The organism is Pseudomonas sp. P97.38 (genome assembly GCF_001269745.1).
Taxonomy (GTDB): domain Bacteria; phylum Pseudomonadota; class Gammaproteobacteria; order Pseudomonadales; family Pseudomonadaceae; genus Aquipseudomonas; species Aquipseudomonas chlororaphis_E.
Map to the genome: position 1 here is coordinate 181737 of NZ_LHVJ01000027.1, position 21646 is coordinate 203382.

The 21646-nt window shown below is 63.0% G+C and carries 18 protein-coding genes; 9 read left to right on the forward strand and 9 right to left on the reverse strand.

Annotation, left to right across the window (positions count from 1 at the left end; genetic code table 11):
- Window positions 1-7 precede the first annotated feature (7 nt).
- Window positions 8-1420 (reverse strand): cytochrome c oxidase accessory protein CcoG, encoded by a 1413-nt coding sequence (gene ccoG / locus AD664_RS22520; RefSeq protein ID WP_053149915.1) that lies wholly within the window; start codon window positions 1418-1420, stop codon window positions 8-10.
- Between the two features lie 204 nt (window positions 1421-1624).
- The gene (locus AD664_RS22525; RefSeq protein ID WP_042728718.1) at window positions 1625-1858 is read right to left on the reverse strand and encodes a DUF3203 family protein; all 234 of its coding nucleotides are present in this window, start codon (window positions 1856-1858) and stop codon (window positions 1625-1627) included.
- A 136-nt stretch (window positions 1859-1994) separates the two neighbouring features.
- Here AD664_RS22525 and AD664_RS22530 point away from each other — a divergent pair, with 136 nt between their 5' ends.
- Window positions 1995-2495 (forward strand): MgtC/SapB family protein, encoded by a 501-nt coding sequence (locus AD664_RS22530; RefSeq protein ID WP_053149918.1) that lies wholly within the window; start codon window positions 1995-1997, stop codon window positions 2493-2495.
- 262 nt (window positions 2496-2757) lie between these two features.
- On the opposite strand, the gene AD664_RS27705 is transcribed toward AD664_RS22530, so the two are convergent.
- A complete protein-coding gene (locus tag AD664_RS27705; protein ID WP_013692690.1) occupies window positions 2758-2922 on the reverse strand; it encodes a hypothetical protein in 165 nt (54 codons plus the stop codon).
- A 212-nt stretch (window positions 2923-3134) separates the two neighbouring features.
- Between AD664_RS27705 and AD664_RS22535 the strand changes: the two genes are divergently transcribed.
- The 3 genes from AD664_RS22535 to glgB all read left to right on the forward strand — a co-directional run bounded on the left by AD664_RS22535 (window position 3135) and on the right by glgB (window position 10898).
- Window positions 3135-5132, forward strand: coding sequence for an alpha-1,4-glucan--maltose-1-phosphate maltosyltransferase (locus AD664_RS22535; RefSeq protein WP_053149921.1), 1998 nt, complete (start codon window positions 3135-3137; stop codon window positions 5130-5132).
- A gap of 175 nt (window positions 5133-5307) precedes the next feature.
- Window positions 5308-8652, forward strand: coding sequence for a maltose alpha-D-glucosyltransferase (gene treS, locus AD664_RS22540; RefSeq protein WP_053149927.1), 3345 nt, complete (start codon window positions 5308-5310; stop codon window positions 8650-8652).
- 11 nt (window positions 8653-8663) lie between these two features.
- Complete coding sequence (glgB, locus tag AD664_RS22545; protein WP_053149930.1) at window positions 8664-10898, forward strand: 1,4-alpha-glucan branching protein GlgB; 2235 nt, start codon at window positions 8664-8666, stop codon at window positions 10896-10898.
- Window positions 10899-11081: 183 nt separating this feature from the next.
- Here the strand turns inward: glgB and gudD are convergent, their stop codons facing one another.
- The gene (gene gudD / locus AD664_RS22550; protein WP_053149933.1) at window positions 11082-12425 is read right to left on the reverse strand and encodes a glucarate dehydratase; all 1344 of its coding nucleotides are present in this window, start codon (window positions 12423-12425) and stop codon (window positions 11082-11084) included.
- Window positions 12426-12452: 27 nt separating this feature from the next.
- Window positions 12453-13799 (reverse strand): MFS transporter, encoded by a 1347-nt coding sequence (locus AD664_RS22555; protein WP_053149936.1) that lies wholly within the window; start codon window positions 13797-13799, stop codon window positions 12453-12455.
- A 339-nt stretch (window positions 13800-14138) separates the two neighbouring features.
- On the opposite strand from AD664_RS22555, the gene AD664_RS22560 reads away from it, so the two are divergent.
- The gene (locus AD664_RS22560) at window positions 14139-14849 is read left to right on the forward strand and encodes a FadR/GntR family transcriptional regulator (protein WP_053149939.1); all 711 of its coding nucleotides are present in this window, start codon (window positions 14139-14141) and stop codon (window positions 14847-14849) included.
- A gap of 378 nt (window positions 14850-15227) precedes the next feature.
- On the opposite strand, the gene AD664_RS22565 is transcribed toward AD664_RS22560, so the two are convergent.
- From AD664_RS22565 to AD664_RS22575, 3 genes are read right to left on the reverse strand one after another with little or no spacing between them, the layout of a single operon-like run.
- The gene (locus AD664_RS22565; protein ID WP_042731048.1) at window positions 15228-16409 is read right to left on the reverse strand and encodes an acetyl-CoA C-acetyltransferase; all 1182 of its coding nucleotides are present in this window, start codon (window positions 16407-16409) and stop codon (window positions 15228-15230) included.
- Between the two features lie 11 nt (window positions 16410-16420).
- Window positions 16421-17086 (reverse strand): CoA transferase subunit B, encoded by a 666-nt coding sequence (locus AD664_RS22570; RefSeq protein WP_003180355.1) that lies wholly within the window; start codon window positions 17084-17086, stop codon window positions 16421-16423.
- Between the two features lie 36 nt (window positions 17087-17122).
- Entirely contained in the window at window positions 17123-17821 is a 699-nt protein-coding gene (locus tag AD664_RS22575) for a CoA transferase subunit A (protein ID WP_042731046.1), read from the reverse strand.
- A gap of 168 nt (window positions 17822-17989) precedes the next feature.
- On the opposite strand from AD664_RS22575, the gene AD664_RS22580 reads away from it, so the two are divergent.
- Entirely contained in the window at window positions 17990-18937 is a 948-nt protein-coding gene (locus tag AD664_RS22580) for a LysR family transcriptional regulator (protein WP_256207131.1), read from the forward strand.
- Window positions 18938-18982: 45 nt separating this feature from the next.
- Here AD664_RS22580 and AD664_RS22585 read toward each other — a convergent pair whose 3' ends face one another.
- Window positions 18983-19822 (reverse strand): NAD-dependent protein deacetylase, encoded by an 840-nt coding sequence (locus tag AD664_RS22585; RefSeq protein ID WP_053149941.1) that lies wholly within the window; start codon window positions 19820-19822, stop codon window positions 18983-18985.
- A 191-nt stretch (window positions 19823-20013) separates the two neighbouring features.
- Between AD664_RS22585 and AD664_RS22590 the strand changes: the two genes are divergently transcribed.
- The 3 genes from AD664_RS22590 to AD664_RS22600 all read left to right on the forward strand — a co-directional run bounded on the left by AD664_RS22590 (window position 20014) and on the right by AD664_RS22600 (window position 21628).
- A complete protein-coding gene (locus AD664_RS22590; RefSeq protein WP_053149944.1) occupies window positions 20014-20523 on the forward strand; it encodes a ferritin-like domain-containing protein in 510 nt (169 codons plus the stop codon).
- A gap of 58 nt (window positions 20524-20581) precedes the next feature.
- The gene (locus tag AD664_RS22595; RefSeq protein ID WP_042731043.1) at window positions 20582-20854 is read left to right on the forward strand and encodes a hypothetical protein; all 273 of its coding nucleotides are present in this window, start codon (window positions 20582-20584) and stop codon (window positions 20852-20854) included.
- A 462-nt stretch (window positions 20855-21316) separates the two neighbouring features.
- A complete protein-coding gene (locus AD664_RS22600) occupies window positions 21317-21628 on the forward strand; it encodes a general stress protein (protein ID WP_047739136.1) in 312 nt (103 codons plus the stop codon).
- The last annotated feature ends 18 nt before the right edge of the window (window positions 21629-21646 follow it).

Here is a 21646-nt window from a genome sequence, read left to right on the forward strand (position 1 = left end):
TATCGCCTCACCGGTTCATCGGCGCGACAAAACGGCTCTTGGCCACGCTGTGGGTGCGCGGCTCGTCGCTGTCGGTCACTTTGAAGGTCAATTCCTGGGAGCTGCTGCTCGGGCGTTCGCTGAGCATCGCCACCGACACCGGTACGTCGACGATTTCCCCCGGCGCCAGGCTCAGGTGCGTCTTGCCCTGCAAGGTGAAGCCTTCGCCATCTTGCAGCGACAGGGTGTAGGCCTGGCGCTGCTGGGTCTTGTTGATGATCTTCAGGCTGTAGATGTTCTCGATCTGGCCCTGGCTGTTCTCGCGGAACAGGCCGCGGTCCTTGCTTACGTCCAGGGACACCATGGGCCGCTCCACCAGTGCCACGGACAGTGCACCGATCATCACCAGCAGCACGGCGGTGTAGCCGATCAGGCGTGGCCGCAGCAGATGGGTCTTGCCACCTTGCAACTGATGCTCGGAGGTGTATTTGATCAGCCCGCGGGCGTAGCCCATCTTGTCCATGATCGAGTCACAGGCGTCGATGCAGGCTGCGCAGCCGATGCATTCCATTTGCAGGCCGTCGCGGATGTCGATGCCGGTGGGGCAGACCTGCACGCACATCTGGCAATCGATGCAGTCACCCAGGCCGATGTTGGCCGGCTTCACGTCGCGCTTGCGCGGCCCGCGGATCTCGCCACGAGCGGCGTCATAGGAAATGGTCAGGGTGTCCTTGTCGAACATCACGCTCTGAAAGCGCGCGTAGGGGCACATGTGCATGCACACCGCCTCGCGCAGCCAGCCGGCGTTGAGGTAGGTGGCAGCGGTGAAGAACAGCACCCAGAACAGGCTGACGCCGCCGATCTGCAGGGTCAGCAGCGCTTCGGCCAGCGGCCGGATCGGGGTGAAATAGCCCACGAACGTCAACCCGGTGAGCAGGCTGATGGCCAGCCACAAGGTGTGCTTGGCCGAACGGCGCAGGAGTTTGTTCAGGCCCCAGGGCGCGGCCTGCAGCTTGATCCGCTGGTTGCGTTCGCCTTCGGTGACTTTCTCGCACCACATGAAGATCCAGGTCCAGGAGCTCTGCGGGCAGGTGTAGCCGCACCACACGCGACCGGCGAACACGGTGATCGCGAACAGGCCGAAGGCGGCGATGATCAACAGCGCCGACAGCAGGATGAAATCCTGGGGCCAGAAGGTCGCGCCGAAAATATGGAATTTGCTTTCGGAAAGATCCCAGAGCACCGCCTGGCGGCCGCCCCAGTCCAGCCACACCGTGCCGAAGAACAGCAGAAACAGCATGCCCGCGCCGCTCATGCGCAAGGTGCGGAACAAGCCGGTGAAGCTGCGGGTGTGGATCAGGTTGTCGGTGGTCCTGGCCTTTATCTTCGCCGGCGCAGGTTCGAAGGTCTGTATCAACTGGACGGGGATTCTATCGCTCATGGTCGGTCGCTCATCAGCCGTTATCTGGCCGGGGCACTATGACCATCGAACTGTTTGCATAACAGACTCAGGTGAATCGATAAAAACCGGATCAGATGCCCTGCAGGCCAAGCCCTGCGACAGTTTGATGCAGGGCTGGCGGAGCGACATTCCCCTGTTCCGTGGGTCCAGGCGGCAGGCCCACGGAGCAGCGGGGCAGGTTGGCTAGATCACCGAACCGCTGTCGGTTGCCTTGAGGTTCTGGCGCCCGTCCACCGCGCCGGCCACCGTCAGGGCATCGGCTTCGGCCTCGGTGATGTAGACCCGGGCGCCATTGAGATCGACCGCCGACATGGCTTTTTCCTCGCAGGTGATGATGGTCAGTTCGCCAGCGGCGCGTTGTTCCTGGCCGTTGGGGGTGTCGAAGTAGCAGGTCTGGTCAACGATTCGCACAGTCATGGTGGTGCTCCTTTCTTGGGGGCTTGTGCGTTAGGCGCCTGGCGGTACGCAGGGTTCGTTGCGCCGGATCAGCGGTCGGGCGCACCTCTGGCGCCGCTTGCGGTCCATCGTTTAACGAATGGAAGGAGCGTGGTCGATGGAAACCTGGTGGCAACGAATCTGGATGACCCTGCAAGCGGAATTCGCCGACATTGCCGATGTGGAACAGATGACCCGCGTCACGGTGCGCCTGCTGATGGCCGCGCTGCTCGGCGGCATCCTGGGTTTCGAGCGCGAACACAAGGGCAAGGCCGCCGGTGTGCGCACGCATATGCTGGTGGCGCTGGGCGCGGCGCTGTTTGTCCTGGTGCCGCAACTGTCCGGCTCCCAGGCCGACGCCATGAGCCGGGTCATTCAGGGGGTGGTGGCCGGCATCGGCTTTTTGGGCGCCGGTACGATCCTGAAGAACACCGAGGGCGATGTCGGCCATGTCAAGGGCTTGACCACCGCCGCGGGGCTGTGGATGACCGCGGCCATCGGCGTCGCAGCAGGCTTGGGCCGCGAAGCCACGGCCGTGGTGAGTACGGTGCTGGCGCTGGCGATCTTCAGTGTGATGCCGCTGATTGTCCGGGCACTGGAAAACGACGACCAACCTTAGGCTCTGTTTGAAAAGTCTTGAGGCGAAGGTCAGGCAAGGCGAAAACCGGCGAGGAAGCGGAGTTTACTGGAGTAAATGAGCATTCCGAGCCGGTTTTCAACGCAGCATGAACGAGTATCAAGGCTTTTCAGACAGAGCCTAGGAACGGATACCAACGCATCCCCGTGGGAGCGAGCCTGCTCGCGAAGGCGTCCGATCAGCCAGCGTTCACCTCAACTGACTACACCGCTATCGCGAGCAGGTCTCCTACTAAGCTTGAGCCTCAAACCCGTTCCGGGGGCGCCTCGCTGGGTGGGTCGCCCAGCGGCGGCTGGGGATCCAGCGGCGGGTCTTTCTCGGGGATGGGCTCCGGATCAGGCCCCGGCGGGGGCAGGGTGGGATCGTCGATATTGGGGTCTGGGGTTTCGGCCGGGATCGGAATATTCATCAGGACGGGTCTCCGTAATACAGATGGCTTGAGTCGTGCTTATGGTTGTTGACCCCCTTGCGCCGGGTTTTATCCCCCGCGCATCGCGGGCCAAATCTTGCTGAACTTTTGGCCGTCGATTCGGTTCGGAGTTTAAGTGAGTTTTTTCACGGGACCCGTTGGGCCTTTACCGCCACAAGCGCGTCCATTGGGCGTAAAAGGAGCGATGCTCGATGACTGCTGAACAGCCGACCGACCTTGTGTACAACCCGCACTTGCCATTGTCCCAGGCCTTGTTGTTGCCCCGGATCGCGATTGAAAACACCATGCCGACGATCGATGGCGGACAGTTTGCCGCCAAGGTCGTGGCCGGGCGGGACGTCACGGTGACCAGCAAGGTGTTCACCGATGGACACGACAAGCTGGCGGTGCGCATCCGCTGGCGATCGCTGCAAGCGGAACGCTGGAACAGCGAGGTCATGACCGATCTGGGCAACAACGGGTGGCGCGGCCAGTTCACGGTGCCGGAGCAGGGACGCTACGTGTTTTGCATCGAGGCCTGGTTCGATCAATACGCCAGCTTCTGTTATGAGCTGGAGAAGAAGTATGGCGCCGGCGTGCCCATCGCCCTCGAATTGCAGGAAGGGCGCAATCATGTGCACCTGGCGGCCGAGCGCAGTGACGGCGAGTTGCGCGACCAGTTGAGCGCGCTGCACGACGAGCTGTCCGGCCTGTTGCCGGCGGAGCAGGTGGCGTTGTTTTTGGCGCCGCACAGCGCCGACCTGATGGCCCAGGCCGACCACCGGCCATACCTGAGCCTCAGCCCCGAATACCACCTGGACGTCGAGCGTCCGCTGGCCGAGTTCGCCAGTTGGTACGAGCTGTTCCCGCGCTCGATCACCGATGACCCCAAGCGCCACGGCACTTTCAATGACGTGCACTCACGGCTGTCGATGATCCAGGACATGGGCTTCGACGTGCTGTACTTCCCGCCCATCCATCCCATCGGCCGCAGTTTCCGCAAGGGGCCCAATAACTCCCTCACCGCAGGCCCCGAGGACCCCGGCAGCCCTTATGCCATCGGCAGCGAGGCGGGCGGGCACGAGGCGATCCACCCGCAATTGGGGACCCGCGAGGATTTCCGTCGGTTGGTCGCGGCCGCCGCCGACCACGGCCTGGAAATCGCTCTCGACTTCGCCATCCAGTGTTCCCAGGACCACCCCTGGCTCAAGCAGCATCCGGGCTGGTTCAGCTGGCGCCCGGACGGCACGATCAAATACGCGGAGAACCCGCCGAAGAAATACCAGGACATCGTCAATGTCGACTTCTATGCGGCGGATGCGATTCCCAGCCTGTGGCTGGAGTTGCGGGACATCGTGGTCGGTTGGGTCAACGAGGGCGTGAAGATTTTCCGCGTCGACAACCCCCACACCAAGCCGTTGCCGTTCTGGCAATGGCTGATCGCCGATGTCCGGGCCGAGTACCCGGAGGTGATGTTCCTGGCCGAGGCGTTCACTACCCCGGCGATGATGGCGCGCCTGGGCAAGGTCGGTTATTCCCAGAGCTACACCTATTTCACCTGGCGCAATACCAAGGCCGAGCTGGCTGCCTATTTCACCGAGCTCAACGAGTCACCGTTGCGCGAATGCTATCGGCCGAACTTTTTCGTCAATACCCCGGACATCAACCCGGCGTTTCTCCATCACTCCGGGCGCGCCGGTTTTCTCATCCGTGCCGCCTTGGCGACCATGGGCTCGGGCTTGTGGGGCATGTATTCGGGGTTCGAACTGTGCGAGTCGGCGCCGGTACCGGGCAAGGAGGAATACCTCGACTCGGAGAAATACGAGATCCGCCCCCGGGACTTCACCGCGCCGGGCAACATCATTGCCGAGATCGCCCAGCTCAACCGCATCCGCCGCCAGAACCCGGCGCTGCATACGCACCTGGGGCTGACGGTCTACAACGCGTGGAACGACAACATCCTCTATTTCGGCAAGCGCACGCCCGACGGCAGCAATTTCATCCTGGTGGCGGTGAGCCTTGATCCACACAACCCGCAAGAAGCCAATTTCGAGTTGCCGCTGTGGGAAATGGGCCTGCCGGACGATGCCCAGACCCAGGGCGAGGATTTGATGAACGGGCATCGCTGGACCTGGTATGGCAAGTACCAGTTCATGCGCATCGACCCAGGGTACCAGCCGTTCGGGATCTGGCGCATCAGTGTGTCTTGAGGCTTGGTGATGCATGAGCAGTCTGTGGCGAGGGAGCTTGCTCCCGCTGGAGTGCGAAGCGCTCCCAACGCTACCGAGCGCGAGCAAATTCCCTCGCCACAAATAGCTCTATGGGCCACATGAGGTTCAACAGCCCGAGTCCCAGCGGCTTTATTGAATTGATCAGGAGTTGCAAATGGCGAAGAAACCCCGGTCTGCCACCTTTATCAAAGACCCGCTCTGGTACAAGGATGCGGTGATCTACCAGGTTCACGTGAAGTCCTATTTCGACTCCAACAACGACGGAATCGGCGACTTTCCCGGCCTGATCGAGAAGCTCGACTACATCGCCGACCTGGGCGTCAACACCATCTGGTTGTTGCCGTTCTACCCGTCGCCACGGCGCGACGACGGCTACGACATCGCCGAGTACCGTGGCGTGAGCCCCGACTACGGCACCATGGCCGATGCGCGGCGGTTCATTGCCGAGGCTCACAAACGCAACCTGCGGGTGATCACCGAACTGGTCATCAACCACACCTCCGACCAGCATCCTTGGTTCCAGCGCGCCCGCAAGGCCAAGCCCGGCTCCAAGGCGCGGGACTTCTACGTCTGGTCCGATGACGATCACAAGTACGACGGCACCCGGATCATCTTCCTCGACACCGAGAAGTCCAACTGGACCTGGGACCCGGTGGCCGGCCAGTACTTCTGGCATCGCTTCTATTCCCATCAGCCGGACCTCAACTTCGACAACCCGCAGGTGATCAAGGCGGTACTGTCGGTGATGCGCTATTGGCTGGACATGGGTATCGACGGCCTGCGCCTGGATGCCATTCCGTACCTGATCGAGCGTGACGGCACCAACAACGAGAACCTGCCCGAAACCCACGACGTGCTGAAGTTGATCCGCGCCGAGATCGATGCCAACTATCCCGACAGGATGCTGCTGGCCGAAGCCAACCAGTGGCCCGAAGACACTCAGTTGTATTTCGGCGATGTCGATGCCCAGGGCCTGAACGGCGACGAATGCCACATGGCGTTCCACTTCCCGCTGATGCCGCGCATGTACATGGCGCTGGCCCAGGAAGACCGGTTCCCCATCACCGACATCCTGCGCCAGACGCCGGAGATTCCGGCCAATTGCCAGTGGGCGATTTTCCTGCGCAACCACGATGAGCTGACCCTGGAGATGGTCACCGACAAGGAGCGCGATTACCTGTGGAACTACTATGCGGCTGACCGGCGCGCGCGCATCAACCTGGGCATCCGCCGGCGCCTGGCGCCATTGGTGGAGCGCGACCGGCGTCGCGTGGAACTGCTCAACAGCCTGCTGCTGTCGATGCCCGGCACACCGACCTTGTACTACGGCGACGAGATCGGCATGGGCGACAACATCTACCTGGGCGACCGCGACGGCGTGCGTACGCCGATGCAGTGGTCGATCGACCGCAACGGTGGCTTCTCCCGCGCCGACCCGGCCAGCCTGGTGCTGCCGCCGATCATGGACCCGCAGTACGGCTACCAGTCGGTCAACGTCGAGACCCAGGCCGGCGACCCTCATTCGCTGCTCAACTGGACCCGGCGGATGCTGGCGGTGCGCAAGCAGTCCAAGGCCTTCGGCCGTGGCACCCTGAAGATGCTGTCGCCGAGCAACCGCCGGATCCTGGCCTACACCCGGGAATACACCGGCCCCGATGGCAAGCACGAAATCATCCTGTGCGTGGCCAACGTGTCACGCAGTGCCCAGGCGGCCGAGCTGGACCTGTCGGCCTACGCCGGCATGGTGCCGGTGGAGATGCTCGGCGGTAATGCGTTCCCGCCCATCGGCCAGCTGAATTTCCTGCTGACCCTGGCGCCGTACGGTTTTTACTGGTTCGCCCTGGCGGCGGAAAACCAGATGCCGAGCTGGCACGTCGAGCCGGCCCAGAGCCTGCCGGACTTCACCACCCTGGTACTGAAAAAACGCCTGGAAGAGTTGCTCGAAGCGCCGTCGCGCACCACGTTGGAGCAAAGCATCCTGCCGAGCTGGCTGCAGAACCGGCGCTGGTTCGCCGGCAAGGACAGCGCCATCGAGAAGGTCGATATCGTTTATGGCGTGCGTTTCGGTGACCCGCAGCATCCGGTGCTGCTCAGTGAGATCGACGTCACCAGCGGCGGCCAGACCCTGCGTTATCAACTGCCGTTCGGGCTGCTGGCCGAAGACCAGGTGGGCGCGGCGTTGCCGCAACAACTGGCATTGTCGCGGGTCCGGCGGGTCCGCCAGGTCGGGTTGATCACCGATGCCTTCAGCCTGGAAAGCTTCATCCGGGCGGTGTTGCAGAACATGCAGGCCGGTACGGTGCTGCCGTGCGCCGAAGGCGAATTGCGTTTCGAACCCACCGAGGGCCTGGCCGCGTTGAACCTGGGTGACGAACCGGAGGTGCGCTACCTGTCCGCCGAGCAATCCAACAGTTCGGTGGTGGTCGGTGGCAGCCTGGTGCTCAAGCTGATCCGCAAGGTCGCCTCGGGCATCCACCCGGAACTGGAAATGAGTGCCTATCTGACCGCAGCGGGCTTTAGCAACATTTCGCCGTTGCTCGGTTCCGTGGTACGTCGCGACGCCGAGGGCGAAGACGCGCTGCTGATGATCGCCCAGGGTTACCTGAGCAACCAGGGCGACGCGTGGGAGTGGACCCAGAACAACCTGGAGCGCGCGCTGCGCGACGAGTTGGCGGACGCCGTGTCCGAGCAGGAGCAGCATTACAACGCCTTGGGCGAGCTGAAGGACTTCGCCGGCATGCTCGGCCAGCGGCTGGGGGAAATGCACCAGGTGCTGGCCCAGCCGACCGATGACCCGGACTTCACCGCGCAGACCACCACGGCCAAGGAAGCCCAGGCCATTGGCAAGGATGTGGCTGCCCAGGTGGAACATGCCTTGCGCCTGCTCAAGCAGCATCAGGGCCAATTGAACCCCACCGACCAGGCCATGGTCGCACGCTTGCTGGAGCACAAAAAAACCGTCCTGGCCCATGTTCAGGAGCTGGCAGGCAAGGCGGTGGGTGGCTTGCGTATCCGCGTGCATGGCGACTTGCACCTGGGGCAGGTGCTGGTGATCAAGGGCGATGCCTACCTGATCGACTTCGAAGGCGAGCCGGCGCGGCCGTTGCATGAGCGTCGGGGCAAGCACAGCCCGTACAAGGACGTCAGCGGGGTGCTGCGGTCCTTCGATTATGCGGCGGCGATGGCGATCCACTTGCACACGGTCGACAGTACGGCCGACGCCGATGCGGCCCGGCAACGGGTGGCCGACCGTTACCTCAAAGAGGCTCGTCAGGCATTTGTCGAGGCATACCGGCTGGCGGCAGCTAGTCTTGCCCATGAATGGAAGGATGCTGAAGGCGAAGACGCCGCGCTGGCGTTGTTCGGCCTGGAGAAGGCGGCCTATGAAGTGGCCTATGAAGCCGAGAATCGCCCCGCCTGGCTGCCCGTGCCGTTGCACGGTCTGTACGGGTTGTTGAGTGGGCTGGAACCCTTTTCCGATTTAGCCGGACCGATTTAGTGGAGAGAATCATGAGCGTCTCGAACAAAGAACCCCAAGGACAGCCCAAGGACGCGTTGCTGCCGTCCGTCAAGGACATCGACGCGCTGGTGCGTGCCGAACACCACGACCCGTTTTCCATCCTCGGCCCCCACGGCGACGGGGCCGGCGGGCAGTTCATCCGCGCCTACCTGCCGGGTGCGCTGAGTGTGCATGTGCTGGCCCGCGACGGCGGCCAGGAACTGGGGGAGCTGCAACTGACCGAAACCCCGGGCCTGTTCGTCGGGCATTTCGACCATGCCCAGGCGTACCTGCTGCGTACCCGCTGGGCCGGCGGTGAGCAAGTGGCCGAAGACCCCTACAGTTTTGGCGCCTTGCTCGGGGAGATGGACCTCTACCTGTTTGCCGAGGGCAACCATCGCGACCTCAGTTCCTGCCTTGGCGCGCAGTTGACCACGGTGGACGGTGTCGACGGCGTACGCTTCGCCGTGTGGGCACCGAACGCGCGACGGGTCTCGGTGGTGGGGGATTTCAACGTCTGGGACGGTCGTCGGCACCCGATGCGCATCCGGTATCCCTCCGGCGTGTGGGAGCTGTTCATTCCCCGACTGGGCGCGGGCGAAGCCTACAAGTATGAAATCCTCGGTGCCCACGGCATCCTGCCGCTCAAGGCCGACCCGGTGGCGCTGGCCACGCAGATGCCGCCAGACACTGCCTCGAAAGTCGCCTCGCCGTTGAAGATCGACTGGCAGGACGATGACTGGATGCAACGGCGCCGCGAACGGCAATTGCCCGGTGCACCGCTGTCGATCTACGAGTTGCACGCCGGTTCCTGGCAATGCGAGACCGACGAGGCGGGGGAAGTTGCCCGGCAATACAACTGGCACGAAATGGCCGAGCGCCTGGTGCCTTACGTCAAGGACCTGGGCTTCACCCATATCGAGCTGATGCCGATCATGGAACATCCGTTCGGCGGGTCCTGGGGCTACCAGCCGCTGTCGCAGTTCGCGCCGACCGCACGCTTCGGTTCGCCGGATGATTTCGCCGCGTTCGTCAACGCCTGTCACCAGGCCGACATCGGGGTGATCCTGGACTGGGTGCCGGCGCATTTCCCCACCGACACCCACGGCCTGGCCCAGTTCGATGGCACCGCGCTGTACGAATACGGCAACCCGCTGGAAGGCTTCCACCAGGATTGGGACACCCTGATCTACAACCTCGGGCGCACCGAGGTCCACGGCTTCATGCTGGCGTCGGCGTTGCATTGGCTCAAGCATTTCCATGTCGACGGCCTGCGTGTGGATGCCGTCGCCTCGATGCTCTATCGCGACTATTCGCGCAAGGCCGGCGAGTGGGTGCCCAACCGTCACGGTGGCCGCGAGAACCTGGAAGCCATCGATTTCCTGCGTCACCTCAACGACGTGGTGGCGCTGGAGGCGCCGGGCGCGCTGGTCATCGCCGAGGAGTCCACCGCGTGGCCGGGCGTCAGCCAGAGCACGCAGCAGGGCGGCCTGGGCTTTTCCTACAAGTGGAACATGGGCTGGATGCACGACTCGCTTCACTACATCCAGCAGGACCCGGTGTACCGCGCCCATCACCACAATGAGCTGAGTTTCGGCCTGGTGTACGCCTGGTCGGAGCGTTTCGTCCTGCCGATTTCCCATGACGAAGTGGTCCATGGCAAACGTTCGCTGATCGACAAGATGCCCGGTGATCGCTGGCAGAAGTTCGCCAACCTGCGCGCCTACTTAAGCTTCATGTGGGGGCATCCGGGCAAGAAACTGTTGTTCATGGGCTGCGAATTCGGCCAGTGGCGCGAGTGGAACCACGACCAGCAACTGGACTGGTACCTGCTGCAATACCCTGAGCACCGCGGTGTCCAGCAACTGGTCAAGGATTTGAACCGGTTGTACCGCGAGGAACCGGCCCTGCACGACCAGGACGACGCGCCCCAAGGTTTCCAATGGCTGATTGGCGACGACGCGATGAACAGCGTCTATGCGTGGCTGCGTTGGAGCAAGGAAGGCCGGCCGGTGCTGGTGGTCGCCAACTTCACCCCGGTGCCGCGTGAGGCCTACCGGGTGGGCGTGCCGTTCCCTGGGCGGTGGGTGGAACTGCTCAACAGCGATGCCGCGACCTACGCCGGGTCCAACTATGGCAACAGTGGCGGTGCCAGCACCGAAGAGGTGCCGAGCCATGGCCAGTCCCTGTCGCTGGAGCTCAACCTGCCGCCGTTGGCGGTGCTGATCCTGCGGCCGGAGGGTTAGGGGTTACATAAAGGCCAACTGTGGCGGTTACAGAATCAAAGATCACCGCAGTTCCAATGTGGGAGCGGGCTTGCTCGCGAAGAGCGGTCTGACGGTCAATATCGATGCTGACTGTCAGGCCCTCTTCGCGAGCAAGCCCGCTCCCACATGGATGTGCTCACCTGAAGGACTTTTGTGATTCCTTCAGCGCACCAGGCACGGCCGCTTGTTGTTGAACGTCCAGCCCGGAATCAGGTACTGCATCGCCACCGCATCGTCCCGTGCCCCGAGGTCCATGCCCTTGTACAGCTCATGGGCCTTGGCCAGTTGATCGGTGTCCAGTTCGATCCCCAGCCCCGGTTTTTTCGGCACTTGCACGCAGCCGCCCTGGATCTGCAAGGGCGCCTTGGTCAGCCGCTGGCCGTCCTGCCAGATCCAGTGGGTATCGATGGCCGTGATGTCGCCCGGCGCGGCGGCGGCCACGTGGGTGAACATCGCCAATGAAATATCGAAGTGATTGTTGGAGTGAGAACCCCAGGTCAGGCCCCATTCGTTGCACATCTGCGCCACGCGCACGGAACCCTGCATGGTCCAGAAGTGCGGGTCGGCCAGGGGGATGTCCACGGACTGCAAGGTGATGGCATGGCCCATCTCGCGCCAGTCGGTGGCGATCATGTTGGTCGCGGTCTTGAGGCCGGTGGCGCGGCGGAACTCGGCCATGACCTCCCGGCCGGAATAGCCATGCTCGGCACCGCAAGGGTCTTCGGCATACGCCAGGACCTTGTGCTGGTCGCGGCACAGGCGGATCGCTTCCTTCAGTGACCAGGCGCCGTTCGGGTCGAGGGTGATGCGTGCCTGGGGAAAGCGCTCGGCGAGGGCCGTGACCGCTTCGATTTCTTCGTCGCCCTTGAGCACGCCGCCCTTGAGCTTGAAGTCCTGGAAGCCATAGTGGGCATGGGCGGCTTCGGCCAGGCGGACCACGGCGTCGGCGTCCAGGGCTTTTTCGTGGCGCACGCGGAACCAGTCGATGTCTGCGTCCGGCTCGCTGCGGTAGGCCAGGTCGGTCTGCTGGCGGTCGCCGACGTAGAACAGGTAGCCGAGCATCTTCACTTCGTCGCGTTGCTGGCCTTCGCCAAGCAGGGCTGCCACCGGCACGTCCAGATGCTGGCCGAGCAGGTCCAGCAGGGCGGCTTCAAGGCCGGTCACCGCGTGGATGGTGATGCGCAGGTCGAAGGTCTGCAGGCCGCGGCCGCCGGCATCGCGGTCGGCGAACGCATGACGCACGGTGTTGAGGATCTTCTGGTAGGTGCCGATGGGGCTGCCGACCACCAGCGAGCGGGCGTCTTCGAGGGTCTGGCGAATGCGTTCGCCGCCGGGCACTTCGCCGACGCCGGTGTGGCCGGCGTTGTCCTTGAGAATGACCACGTTACGGGTGAAGAACGGGCCATGGGCGCCGCTGAGGTTCAGCAGCATGCCGTCATGACCGGCCACGGGCACGACCTGCATGCTGGTGATGATCGGGGCGTTGCTGGTTTCTTGAGAATTCATGGTGCGAGTCCTTGAGCAATCGAATGGTCAGACGTGGCTGGCGGCCGAGTGGGTAGGCGTCGTTGCCGACTTGGCCTTGGGCGTATTGCGGGCGGCGAAGACGATGATCGCGGCGATGATCGAGGTGGTCGCCAGGCCATAGAGGCCGCCCTGGATCGAGCCGGTGTGCTGTTCCAGCAGACCGAACGTGGTGGGGGCGACGAAGCCGCCGAGGTTGCCCACCGAGTTGATCAGGGCGATCACGCCAGCGGCGATCCGGGCGTCGAGGTAAGCCTGGGGAATCGGCCAGAACAGCGAGGAGGCTGACTTGAAGCCCAGGGCCGCGAAGCAGATGGCGACGAACGCGAACACCGGCCCACCGGTGGTGGACATGAACATCCCCGCCGCGGCGATCAACAGGGCGGCGGCCACCCAGGCCTGCTGGAATTTCCATTTCGACGACAGCGAGGCGAAGGCGTACATGCCGACGATCGACAACAGCCACGGGATCGAGTTGAACAGGCCGACCTGGATGTCGCTCAGGTCACCCATCTTCTTGATGATGCTCGGCAGCCAGAAGGTGGCGGCGTAGATCGTCAGTTGGATGAAGAAGTAGATCAGGCAGAACAGGAGGATCTGGCGGTCCTTGAGCAGTTGGCCGATGGACAGTTTGATCGGCGTGGCGGCCTCGCGGGCCCGTTGCTCATCGTCGATGGCTTTTACCAGTGCGTCCTGCTCCTCGCGCTTGAGCCATTTGGCGTCGTGGGGCTTGGAGTCGAGCCAGAACCAGACGAAGGCGCACAGGCCGACCGAGAACATCCCTTCGATGAAGTACATCCACTGCCAGCCGTGCATGCCCAGGCCGTTGATTTGCAGCAGCAGCCCCGACAGTGGGCCGGAGATCAACGACGCAATGGCCGAGCCGCTGAGGAAGATGGCGATGGCCTTGCCGCGTTCGGCGCCTGGCAGCCAGCGGGTGAAGTAGTAGATCACCCCCGGGAAGAAGCCGGCTTCGGCGACGCCGAGCAGAAAACGCAGGATGTAGAAGTGGGTTTCGTTCTGGATGAACGCCATGCCGGCGGCCACCAGGCCCCAGGTGAGCATGATGCGGGTCAGCCAGATGCGGGCGCCGATGCGTTGCAGCAGGATGTTGGAAGGTACTTCGAACAGCGCATAACCGATGAAGAACAGGCCGGCACCAAAGCCGTAGGCCGCGGCGCCGATGCCCAGGTCGTGCTCCATGTGGGCGCGCACGAAACCGATGTTCACCCGGTCGATGTAGTTGACGACAAACATGATGACGAACAGCGGCAGGATGTGGCGCTTGACCTTGGCGATGGCCGAAAGCAGCACGGGATCCGCACCGGCGTTGGCCTGGGGGATGGATGTGTTCACTGGTTTTTTCTCCCACTCGTTATTTTTATGCGGGGCATCGTGCAGGTGCCGATGTTGCTAGACATCATACAACTCGATTTTTTTCGCTGACAAGCGCTTTTTGATGATGATTGGCTCGGGTGGGATGGGTTCTTATGCCGTATTTGTTAGGTTTTTTTGGATGTTTACATTGGCGGAGTTGAGTGGGGGAGCGGCAAGGGCAGCGAATTTTAAAGGCGAGGTTTACAGTATTTCGTAGGTTTTCAGTATGTTGTCATACAAGTTGGGCATTGCATTGCCGATTACTCGCCTTACCACTGGTGGTAGGATCATTCAGCCTGTCTTCGAGGAACCCCGGCGATGCAAGACACCGAAGCGCCCCTGCGCAAGCGTACCCATAACCTGGCCCACGACCTGGTCGCGAAGCTGAGCCAGAGCATTCTGCTGGGGCAGTTGAAGCCAGGGGAGAAGTTGCCGTCCGAAGGGGCGATCGTGCGCGAGCATGGCGTCAGCCGCACGGTGGTGCGCGAGGCGATCTCCAAGTTGCAGGCCTCGGGGCTGGTGGAGACCCGTCACGGCATCGGGACGTTTGTGCTCGAGCCCACCGGCGAGCCAGGGCTGCGGCTCAATGTCGATACGGCGGAGGGGGTGCGCGGCATCCTTGAGTTGCGCCTGGGCCTGGAAACCCAGGCCGCCGCCCTGGCCGCCCAGCGGCGCAGCGAAGACCACCTGCAGCAGATGCGCCAGGCGCTGGATGACTACCAGCGGTTGTCCAGCAACAACGACAGCTGCGTCGAAGCCGACCGGCGTTTCCACCTGCTGATTGCCGAAGCCACGGACAACACCTGTTTTGTCGAGATCATGCAGCACCTGGGCAGTGCGATGATCCCCAGGACCCGGGTGAACGTGATCGAGCGGGGCCAGGCGGACCTGGGCAAGCTGGCGCAATTGGCGAACCTGGAGCACGAGGCGATCTTCAACGCCATCAAGCGCCAAGACCCGGACGCCGCCCGCGCAGCCATGTGGTTGCACCTGACCAACAGCCGCGACCGGTTTGGCGCCAGGTCCTGAGATCCCCTTGTGGGAGACTGGAGAGGTGTGCCCACCACAGATCCCCTTGTGGGAGCGGGCTTGCTCGCGAAAGCGATGGTCCATCCAGCACCGGAGCAAACTGACCCACCGCCTTCGCGGGCAAGCCCGCTCCCACAGGGTTGTTTGGTGGACTGGAAATGTGTGCCCACCACAGCCCAATGTTGTTGGTGGACTGGAGAAGTGTGTCCGCCACAGATCCCCTTGTGGGAGCGAGCTTGCTCGCGATGGGGCCGGCAAGTATCCCGATAAACACACAGGCAAAAAAAAAACCGGCGCAACCGAGGTTGTGCCGGTGGTGTTGCCGGTCGCGGCGCGGAAATTCGTGGGTCCGCGCTGCCACCGTTGAACCGGGTGTGACTAGGCTCGCTCAAGCGCCAGGGCAACGCCCTGGCCGCCGCCGATGCACAGGGTCGCGAGGCCTTTCTTGGCGTCGCGCTTGATCATTTCATGCAGCAGCGACACCAGCACCCGGCACCCGGATGCACCGATAGGGTGGCCCAGGGCAATGGCGCCGCCGTTGACGTTGACCTTGGCCAGGTCCCATTCCAGTTCCCGGGTCACGGCCAGCGACTGGGCGGCGAAGGCCTCGTTGGCTTCGATCAGGTCCAGTTGCTCCAGCGACCAGCCGGCCTTGTCCAGGCAGCGGCGGGTGGCCGAGACCGGGCCGATGCCCATGATGGCCGGGTCGACGCCCGCATTGGCATAGGCACTGATTTTCGCCAGCACCGGCAGTCCCAGCGCCTTGGCTTTTTCAGCGCTCATCAACACGACTGCGGCGGCGCCGTCATTGAGCGACGAGGCGTTGCCGGCGGTGACGCTGCCGTCCTTCTTGAAGGCCGGCTTGAGCTTGCCCAGGGATTCGGCGGTCGTGCCGGCACGCGGTTGTTCATCGGTGGCGAAGGCCACCGGGTCGCCTTTGCGCTGGGGAATCAGGATCGGCGTGATCTCATCGGCAAACCGACCGGCCTCGATGGCCGCGACGGCTTTCTGTTGGGACGCGGCGGCAAAGGCGTCCTGCTCCTGGCGACTGATGCCGTACTTGTCCACCAGGTTTTCGGCGGTGATGCCCATGTGGTAGTCGTTGAAGGCATCCCACAAGCCATCGGTGATCATGCTGTCGATCATTTTCGCGTGGCCCATGCGCAGGCCGGTGCGGGCGGCCGGGAGCACGTAGGGCGCCAGGCTCATGTTCTCCATGCCGCCGGCGATGATCACTTCGGCATCGCCACAGCGGATCGCCTGGGCACCGAGGTGCAGGGCCTTGAGTCCCGAGCCGCAGACCTTGTTCAGGGTCAGCGCCGGCACCGCGTGGGGCAGGCCGGCGAGGATCGACGCCTGGCGGGCCGGGTTTTGTCCGGAGCCTGCGGTCAGCACCTGGCCGAGGATGACTTCGTCCACCTGCTCGCCGGACAGGCCGGTCTGCTCCAGCAGGCGCCGGATCACCGCGGCGCCGAGTTCCGGCGCAGGAATGGAGGCCAGCGAACCCTGGAAGCTGCCGATGGCGGTACGGGTAGCGGCGACAATCACGACTTCTTGCATCGAATCTCTCCTCACTGGGCAGCGAACTGCATTTCAGGGACGTGGTCCGGCACGATCAGTTTGCCGGCGGTCTTGGCGACGATTTCCTCGACGCTGACGCCCGGGGCGCGTTCTTTCAGGATGAAGGCGCCGTCCTGGATTTCCAGGTAGGCCAGGTCGGTCAGCACGCGCTTGATGCACCCGGCGCCGGTCAGCGGCAGGCTGCAACGGGGCAGCAGTTTCGACTCGCCGTCCTTGGACGCATGGGTCATCGTCACGATGATGTTCTCGGCGCCGGCCACCAGGTCCATCGCACCGCCCATGCCCTTGACCAGCTTGCCGGGGATCATCCACGAGGCAATGTTGCCTTCGACGTCCACCTCGAACGCACCGAGCACGGTCAGGTCGATGTGGCCGCCGCGGATCATCGCAAACGATTCGGCCGAAGAGAAGATCGACGCGCCGATACGCGCGGTGACGGTCTGCTTGCCGGCGTTGATCATGTCGGCGTCGACTTCGGCTTCGGTGGGAAACGCGCCCATGCCGAGCAAGCCGTTTTCCGATTGCAGCATGACTTCCATGCCTTCGGGGATGTAGTTGGCGACCAGGGTGGGAATGCCGATGCCCAGGTTCACGTAGTAGCCGTCCTGCATTTCGCGGGCGACGCGTTGAGCCATTTGTTCGCGGGAAAGTGCCATGTTGTTATTCCTTCATTCGGGCCGCAGGGCAGGGGATTACTTGCGCACGGTGCGCTGTTCGATGCGCTTTTCGAACGTGCCGCAAATGATCCGGTCGACGTAGATGCCGGGGGTATGGATCTGCGTCGGGTCCAGCTCGCCGGGCTCGACGATTTCCTCGACTTCCACCACGGTGATCTTGCCGGCGGTGGCGGCCAGCGGGTTGAAGTTCTGCGCGGTGTGGCGGTAGACCACGTTACCGAAATGGTCGGCTTTCCAGCCCTTGACGATGGCGAAGTCGCCCGTGATGGACTCTTCCATCAGGTATTGGCGGCCATGAAATTCGCGCACTTCCTTGCCTTCGGCCACTGGCGTGCCGACGCCGGTGGCGGTGAAGAAGGCCGGGATGCCTGCGCCACCGGCGCGCATTTTTTCCGCGAGAGTGCCCTGGGGCGTGAGCTGGACTTCGATTTCGCCACTGAGCAGTTGCTGCTCGAAAAGGGCGTTTTCGCCCACGTAGGAGGCGATCACCTTGCGGATCTGCCGGTCTTCCAACAGCACGCCCAGGCCGAAACCATCGACGCCGCAGTTGTTGGAGACGACGGTAAGGTCGCGGATGCCCTTGCGCTTGATCTCGGCGATCAGGTTTTCCGGGATGCCGCAGAGGCCGAAGCCGCCGGCGATCACGGTCATGCCGTCCTTCAGGCCTTCCAGGGCTTGCTCATAGGAGCTCACGCGTTTGTCGAAACCTGCCATAGACACCTCTTTTATTCTTGATGGGGTCGCAATGAAGTGCAGTGTTGCGCCAAGTCATATATTTGTTAAGTTGATTTTTAGGTTGGATTGATTGATAAACCTCAATAGTTGCCGTCGTCCACTTGCGGCTCGAAACTTACGGCTTGCCGCTGGAGCGAAGCGATCCCCATGACCCTCAAGCAGATCCGCGCCTTCCTCGCCGTGGCCCAGAGCCTGAGCTTTGCCGTGGCGGGCGAGCGTTTGCACCTGTCCCAGTCGGCCTTGAGCCTGACCATCAAGGCCTTGGAAGAAGGCCTGGGCGGGCGCCTGTTCAGCCGCAATACCCGTAACGTTGCGCTGACGCCCGAAGGTGAATCCCTGTTACCACTGGCGCGCCGGCTGGTGGCGGACTGGGACAACGCCGAGGATGAAATGCGCCAGCGCTTCACCTTGCAGCGGGGCCGGGTAACGCTGGCGGCAATGCCCTCGTTCGCCGGCAACCTGTTGCCTCCTATCCTCAAGACCTTCCGCGCCCGCTATCCGAATGTCAATGTCACGGTCAACGACGTGATCAACGAGCAGGTGCTGGAAATGGTCCGCGATCGGCATGTCGAACTGGGCGTGGCGTTCGAGCCGCTGCAAGGTTCGTCGCTGGCGTTCACGCCGTTGTACCTCGATCGTTTCGTCGCGGTGGTGCCGCAGGATTCAGCGCTCGCCCAGCGCCGTGACGTCGATTGGAAGACCTTGCTCGAACAGCCGTTCATCACCCTGCAACGGCCGTCCACCGTCCGTGTGATGCTGGAAGAGCACTTGCAGGCGCGGGGCATGAAGCTGCCGGTGGAGTTCGAGAGCCATCAACTGGCGACGGTCGGACGGATGGTCGCCAGTGGCCTGGGGGTGAGCGCGGTGCCGGCGCTGTGTGTCGGCCAGATGCACGAGCTGGGTGCCCGTTGCATCACCTTGAGCGATCCGGTGGTGGAGCGGGCCATCGGTGTGCTGACCAAGCCTGGGCATGAACTGTCGGCGGCGGCCCAGGCGCTGTTCGATACCTTCAAGGACCAGGAGTTGGCCACTCAGCCCTGTGGGAGCGGGCTTGCTCGCGAAGACGCTGGCGCATTCAACATCGATGTCGGTTGACAGTCCGCCTTCGCGAGCAAGCTCGCTCCCACAGGGTTTGTGTGATCAGGTGAGCGGGCGGGCCAGCAACGGCAACAGCGCCTCGCACGGCTCCTCCAGTTTCAGATCGAGCAATTCGTCGGCGCGGGTCTTGCCCCGGTTGATCGCCAGCAGGGGCTTGCCCTGATCCTTGATGCTGCGGCACAGACGAAACGCCGAGTAGGCCATCAGTGACGAGCCCACCACCAGCAGGCCGTCCGCGGCCTCCACGGCCTGACTGGCGCGTGCGGCGGTTTGCGGGGCGACGTTCTCGCCAAAGAACACCACGTCGGGTTTCAACCGGTTGCCGTTGCAATGGGGGCAATAGGGCACCTGGAAGCGCGCCTCGAAGGCCGGGTCCAGCAGCGTGTCGCCATCGGGCGCCTGGACCGCATCGACGCCGGCCAGGTAGGGGTTTTGCGCTTCCATCAATTGCTGGATCTGCTGTCGCTCGCTGCGTTGGTTGCAATCCAGGCACAACACCCGGTGCAGGCTGCCGTGGAGTTCGATGACGTCGTGGCTGCCGGCCTGGTCGTGCAGTGTGTCGACATTTTGCGTGATCAGCCCGGTGATGCGCTGTTGAGCCTGCAATTGGGCCAGGGCCTCGTGGGCTGCGTTCGGCCTGGCCTGGCGCACCCGTGGCCAACCGAGCATCGCCCGCGCCCAATAGCGCCGACGGGCGTCGGCCTGGGCGAGGAACTCCTGGTACATCATCGGCTGTCGCCCCCGTCGCACACCTTCGCTGTCGCGGTAGTCGGGGATGCCGGACGGCGTGCTGATGCCCGCACCGGTGAGCACCAGGAAACGGCGTCCGCTCATGTGCGCCAGCAATCGATCGAGCGGTTCGAGGTGAAGGTCGTCGGGCATGGAAGGTCTCCGTTGGCCTGGAGCGGTTGAGGTTAGCATTCCAACGCGCGGGAGCGCTTGCGGCGCCTTTCGTCGCCCTGGCCCGCGCTCTTTTCAAACTTTCCCCGACGCGGGGCTATCCATTTTTATGTGCGGTACTTCAGAACCGTCGCGCTGCGCGGCAGTGTCGACCACGGCTAAAGGAGAAAGAAATGGCAACGCCAAAAGAGAACCTGTTGGATTGGCTCAAGGACGCCCATGCCATGGAGCAGCAGGCGGAAAAGATGCTCAAGGCCCAGGCCGAACGTCTCGAACATTATCCGGTGCTGAAGGCGCGAATCGAGGAGCACCTGCAGGAAACCCTCGGTCAGCAGAAACTGGTGGAGCAATGCATCCAGCGTCTGGGCGGGAGCACGTCGACGCTCAAGGACCTGGCTGGCAAGCTCATGGCTTTCGGTCAGGCGGTAGGCGGCATGACCATGAGCGACGAGGTGGTCAAGGGCGCCATGAGTGGCTACGTCTTCGAGAACCTCGAAATCGCTTCCTACACCGTGCTGATCGAGGCCGCGAAAGTGGCCGGCGATGTGGAAACGCAGCGAGCTTGCGAGCAGATCCTGCCGCAGGAAATCGCCATGGCCGAGTGGCTGCGTGATCATTTGCCACAGATCACGCAGGCGTTTCTGGAACGTTCGGACAATCCCCACACCGAAGCCAAGCGCTGAGGTAAGCAGCGACCGGCCGGTGTCGGTCGCTGTTGAAGCTGCCGAGAAGGGCAAACGTATGAAGCAGACCACAGGTGAAGTACGGGCCATCAATCGACAGAGTGCAATGGTCGGTGTGTACGTGGCGCAGGAGGACGGTCACACCGTGCTCGAACTGCGCTCTGCCAGTGATATCGACATTGGCGACATCCTGGAGTGGGACAGCGGCACGGCCTTGGGCACCCAGGCCTATCACAACCTGACCAAGGGCTGGACCGCCGACGTGTACGTCGCCAACCACGGTGTCGCGGCAGCGAACCTGGAAGTCCAGTTGCTGGTGGGGTCTTCCTGAGGGCGCCTTCGGTCTTTTGTTTCTCCGTGAATCATCTCTAAATCCGGGTATCGGCGACAGGGTATCCGGACGCCGCAAGCCGGTCAGTGCGGTGGTGCAGGATAACGCCGGCAGCCCGCGAGTTTTGGCTTCCTGGAACGGCGCGAGGCCAGGGTGACGAGACCGGTGCAGTGGGGTGCCGGCGTCCCCCGGCCTTTGGCGGACAGCGTGGAAAGACACGCACTGTTTTTTGTGAACGATCAATGGCGGGTGTATCGCCGTGCAGGCGGCGTTGAAGTTACTTATCATCCGCCGCTTGTTTGATAGTTCATTGTTATATGAGTGACGCCGCGTAATTAAAACAAACGGTCAATTGACCGTTCGTCGCCGCTGGCGCTTTTTGTTCAAACCTTCGAGGCGTCGGATTTTCCGAATAAGACGAGCCATCGAAGGTTCGTTACATCAACTAACGAGGTGAATGAAATGGCTAACACAGGAAATAAAAACCCTGGCAATTTCGCTAACGATCGTGAGAAGGCATCGGAAGCCGGCAAGAAAGGTGGACAGGCCTCCGGCGGCAATTTCGCCAACGACCCGGGCCGTGCGTCTGAGGCCGGGCGCAAGGGCGGACGGGCCTCTGGCGGCAACTTCGCCAATGACCCGCAGCGCGCAGCCGAGGCGGGCCGCAAGGGCGGGCAAGCCTCCGGTGGCAACTTTGCCAATGACCGGGAGAAAGCCTCCGAGGCCGGTCGCAAAGGCGGTGAAAACAGCCGCGGTGGTGGACGCACCTCGTAACTTCCATGGCTTCGCCGG

Bases quoted from the DNA above. Each gene is read 5' to 3' on its own strand.
- ccoG (WP_053149915.1), bottom strand. From the start codon at position 1,420: ATGAGCGATAGAATCCCCGTCCAGTTGATACAGACCTTCGAACCTGCG.
- AD664_RS22525 (WP_042728718.1), bottom strand. From the start codon at position 1,858: ATGACTGTGCGAATCGTTGACCAGACCTGCTACTTCGACACCCCCAAC.
- AD664_RS22530 (WP_053149918.1), top strand. From the start codon at position 1,995: ATGGAAACCTGGTGGCAACGAATCTGGATGACCCTGCAAGCGGAATTC.
- AD664_RS27705 (WP_013692690.1), bottom strand. From the start codon at position 2,922: ATGAATATTCCGATCCCGGCCGAAACCCCAGACCCCAATATCGACGAT.
- AD664_RS22535 (WP_053149921.1), top strand. From the start codon at position 3,135: ATGACTGCTGAACAGCCGACCGACCTTGTGTACAACCCGCACTTGCCA.
- treS (WP_053149927.1), top strand. From the start codon at position 5,308: ATGGCGAAGAAACCCCGGTCTGCCACCTTTATCAAAGACCCGCTCTGG.
- glgB (WP_053149930.1), top strand. From the start codon at position 8,664: ATGAGCGTCTCGAACAAAGAACCCCAAGGACAGCCCAAGGACGCGTTG.
- gudD (WP_053149933.1), bottom strand. From the start codon at position 12,425: ATGAATTCTCAAGAAACCAGCAACGCCCCGATCATCACCAGCATGCAG.
- AD664_RS22560 (WP_053149939.1), top strand. From the start codon at position 14,139: ATGCAAGACACCGAAGCGCCCCTGCGCAAGCGTACCCATAACCTGGCC.
- AD664_RS22565 (WP_042731048.1), bottom strand. From the start codon at position 16,409: ATGCAAGAAGTCGTGATTGTCGCCGCTACCCGTACCGCCATCGGCAGC.
- AD664_RS22570 (WP_003180355.1), bottom strand. From the start codon at position 17,086: ATGGCACTTTCCCGCGAACAAATGGCTCAACGCGTCGCCCGCGAAATG.
- AD664_RS22575 (WP_042731046.1), bottom strand. From the start codon at position 17,821: ATGGCAGGTTTCGACAAACGCGTGAGCTCCTATGAGCAAGCCCTGGAA.
- AD664_RS22580 (WP_256207131.1), top strand. From the start codon at position 17,990: ATGACCCTCAAGCAGATCCGCGCCTTCCTCGCCGTGGCCCAGAGCCTG.
- AD664_RS22585 (WP_053149941.1), bottom strand. From the start codon at position 19,822: ATGCCCGACGACCTTCACCTCGAACCGCTCGATCGATTGCTGGCGCAC.
- AD664_RS22590 (WP_053149944.1), top strand. From the start codon at position 20,014: ATGGCAACGCCAAAAGAGAACCTGTTGGATTGGCTCAAGGACGCCCAT.
- AD664_RS22595 (WP_042731043.1), top strand. From the start codon at position 20,582: ATGAAGCAGACCACAGGTGAAGTACGGGCCATCAATCGACAGAGTGCA.
- AD664_RS22600 (WP_047739136.1), top strand. From the start codon at position 21,317: ATGGCTAACACAGGAAATAAAAACCCTGGCAATTTCGCTAACGATCGT.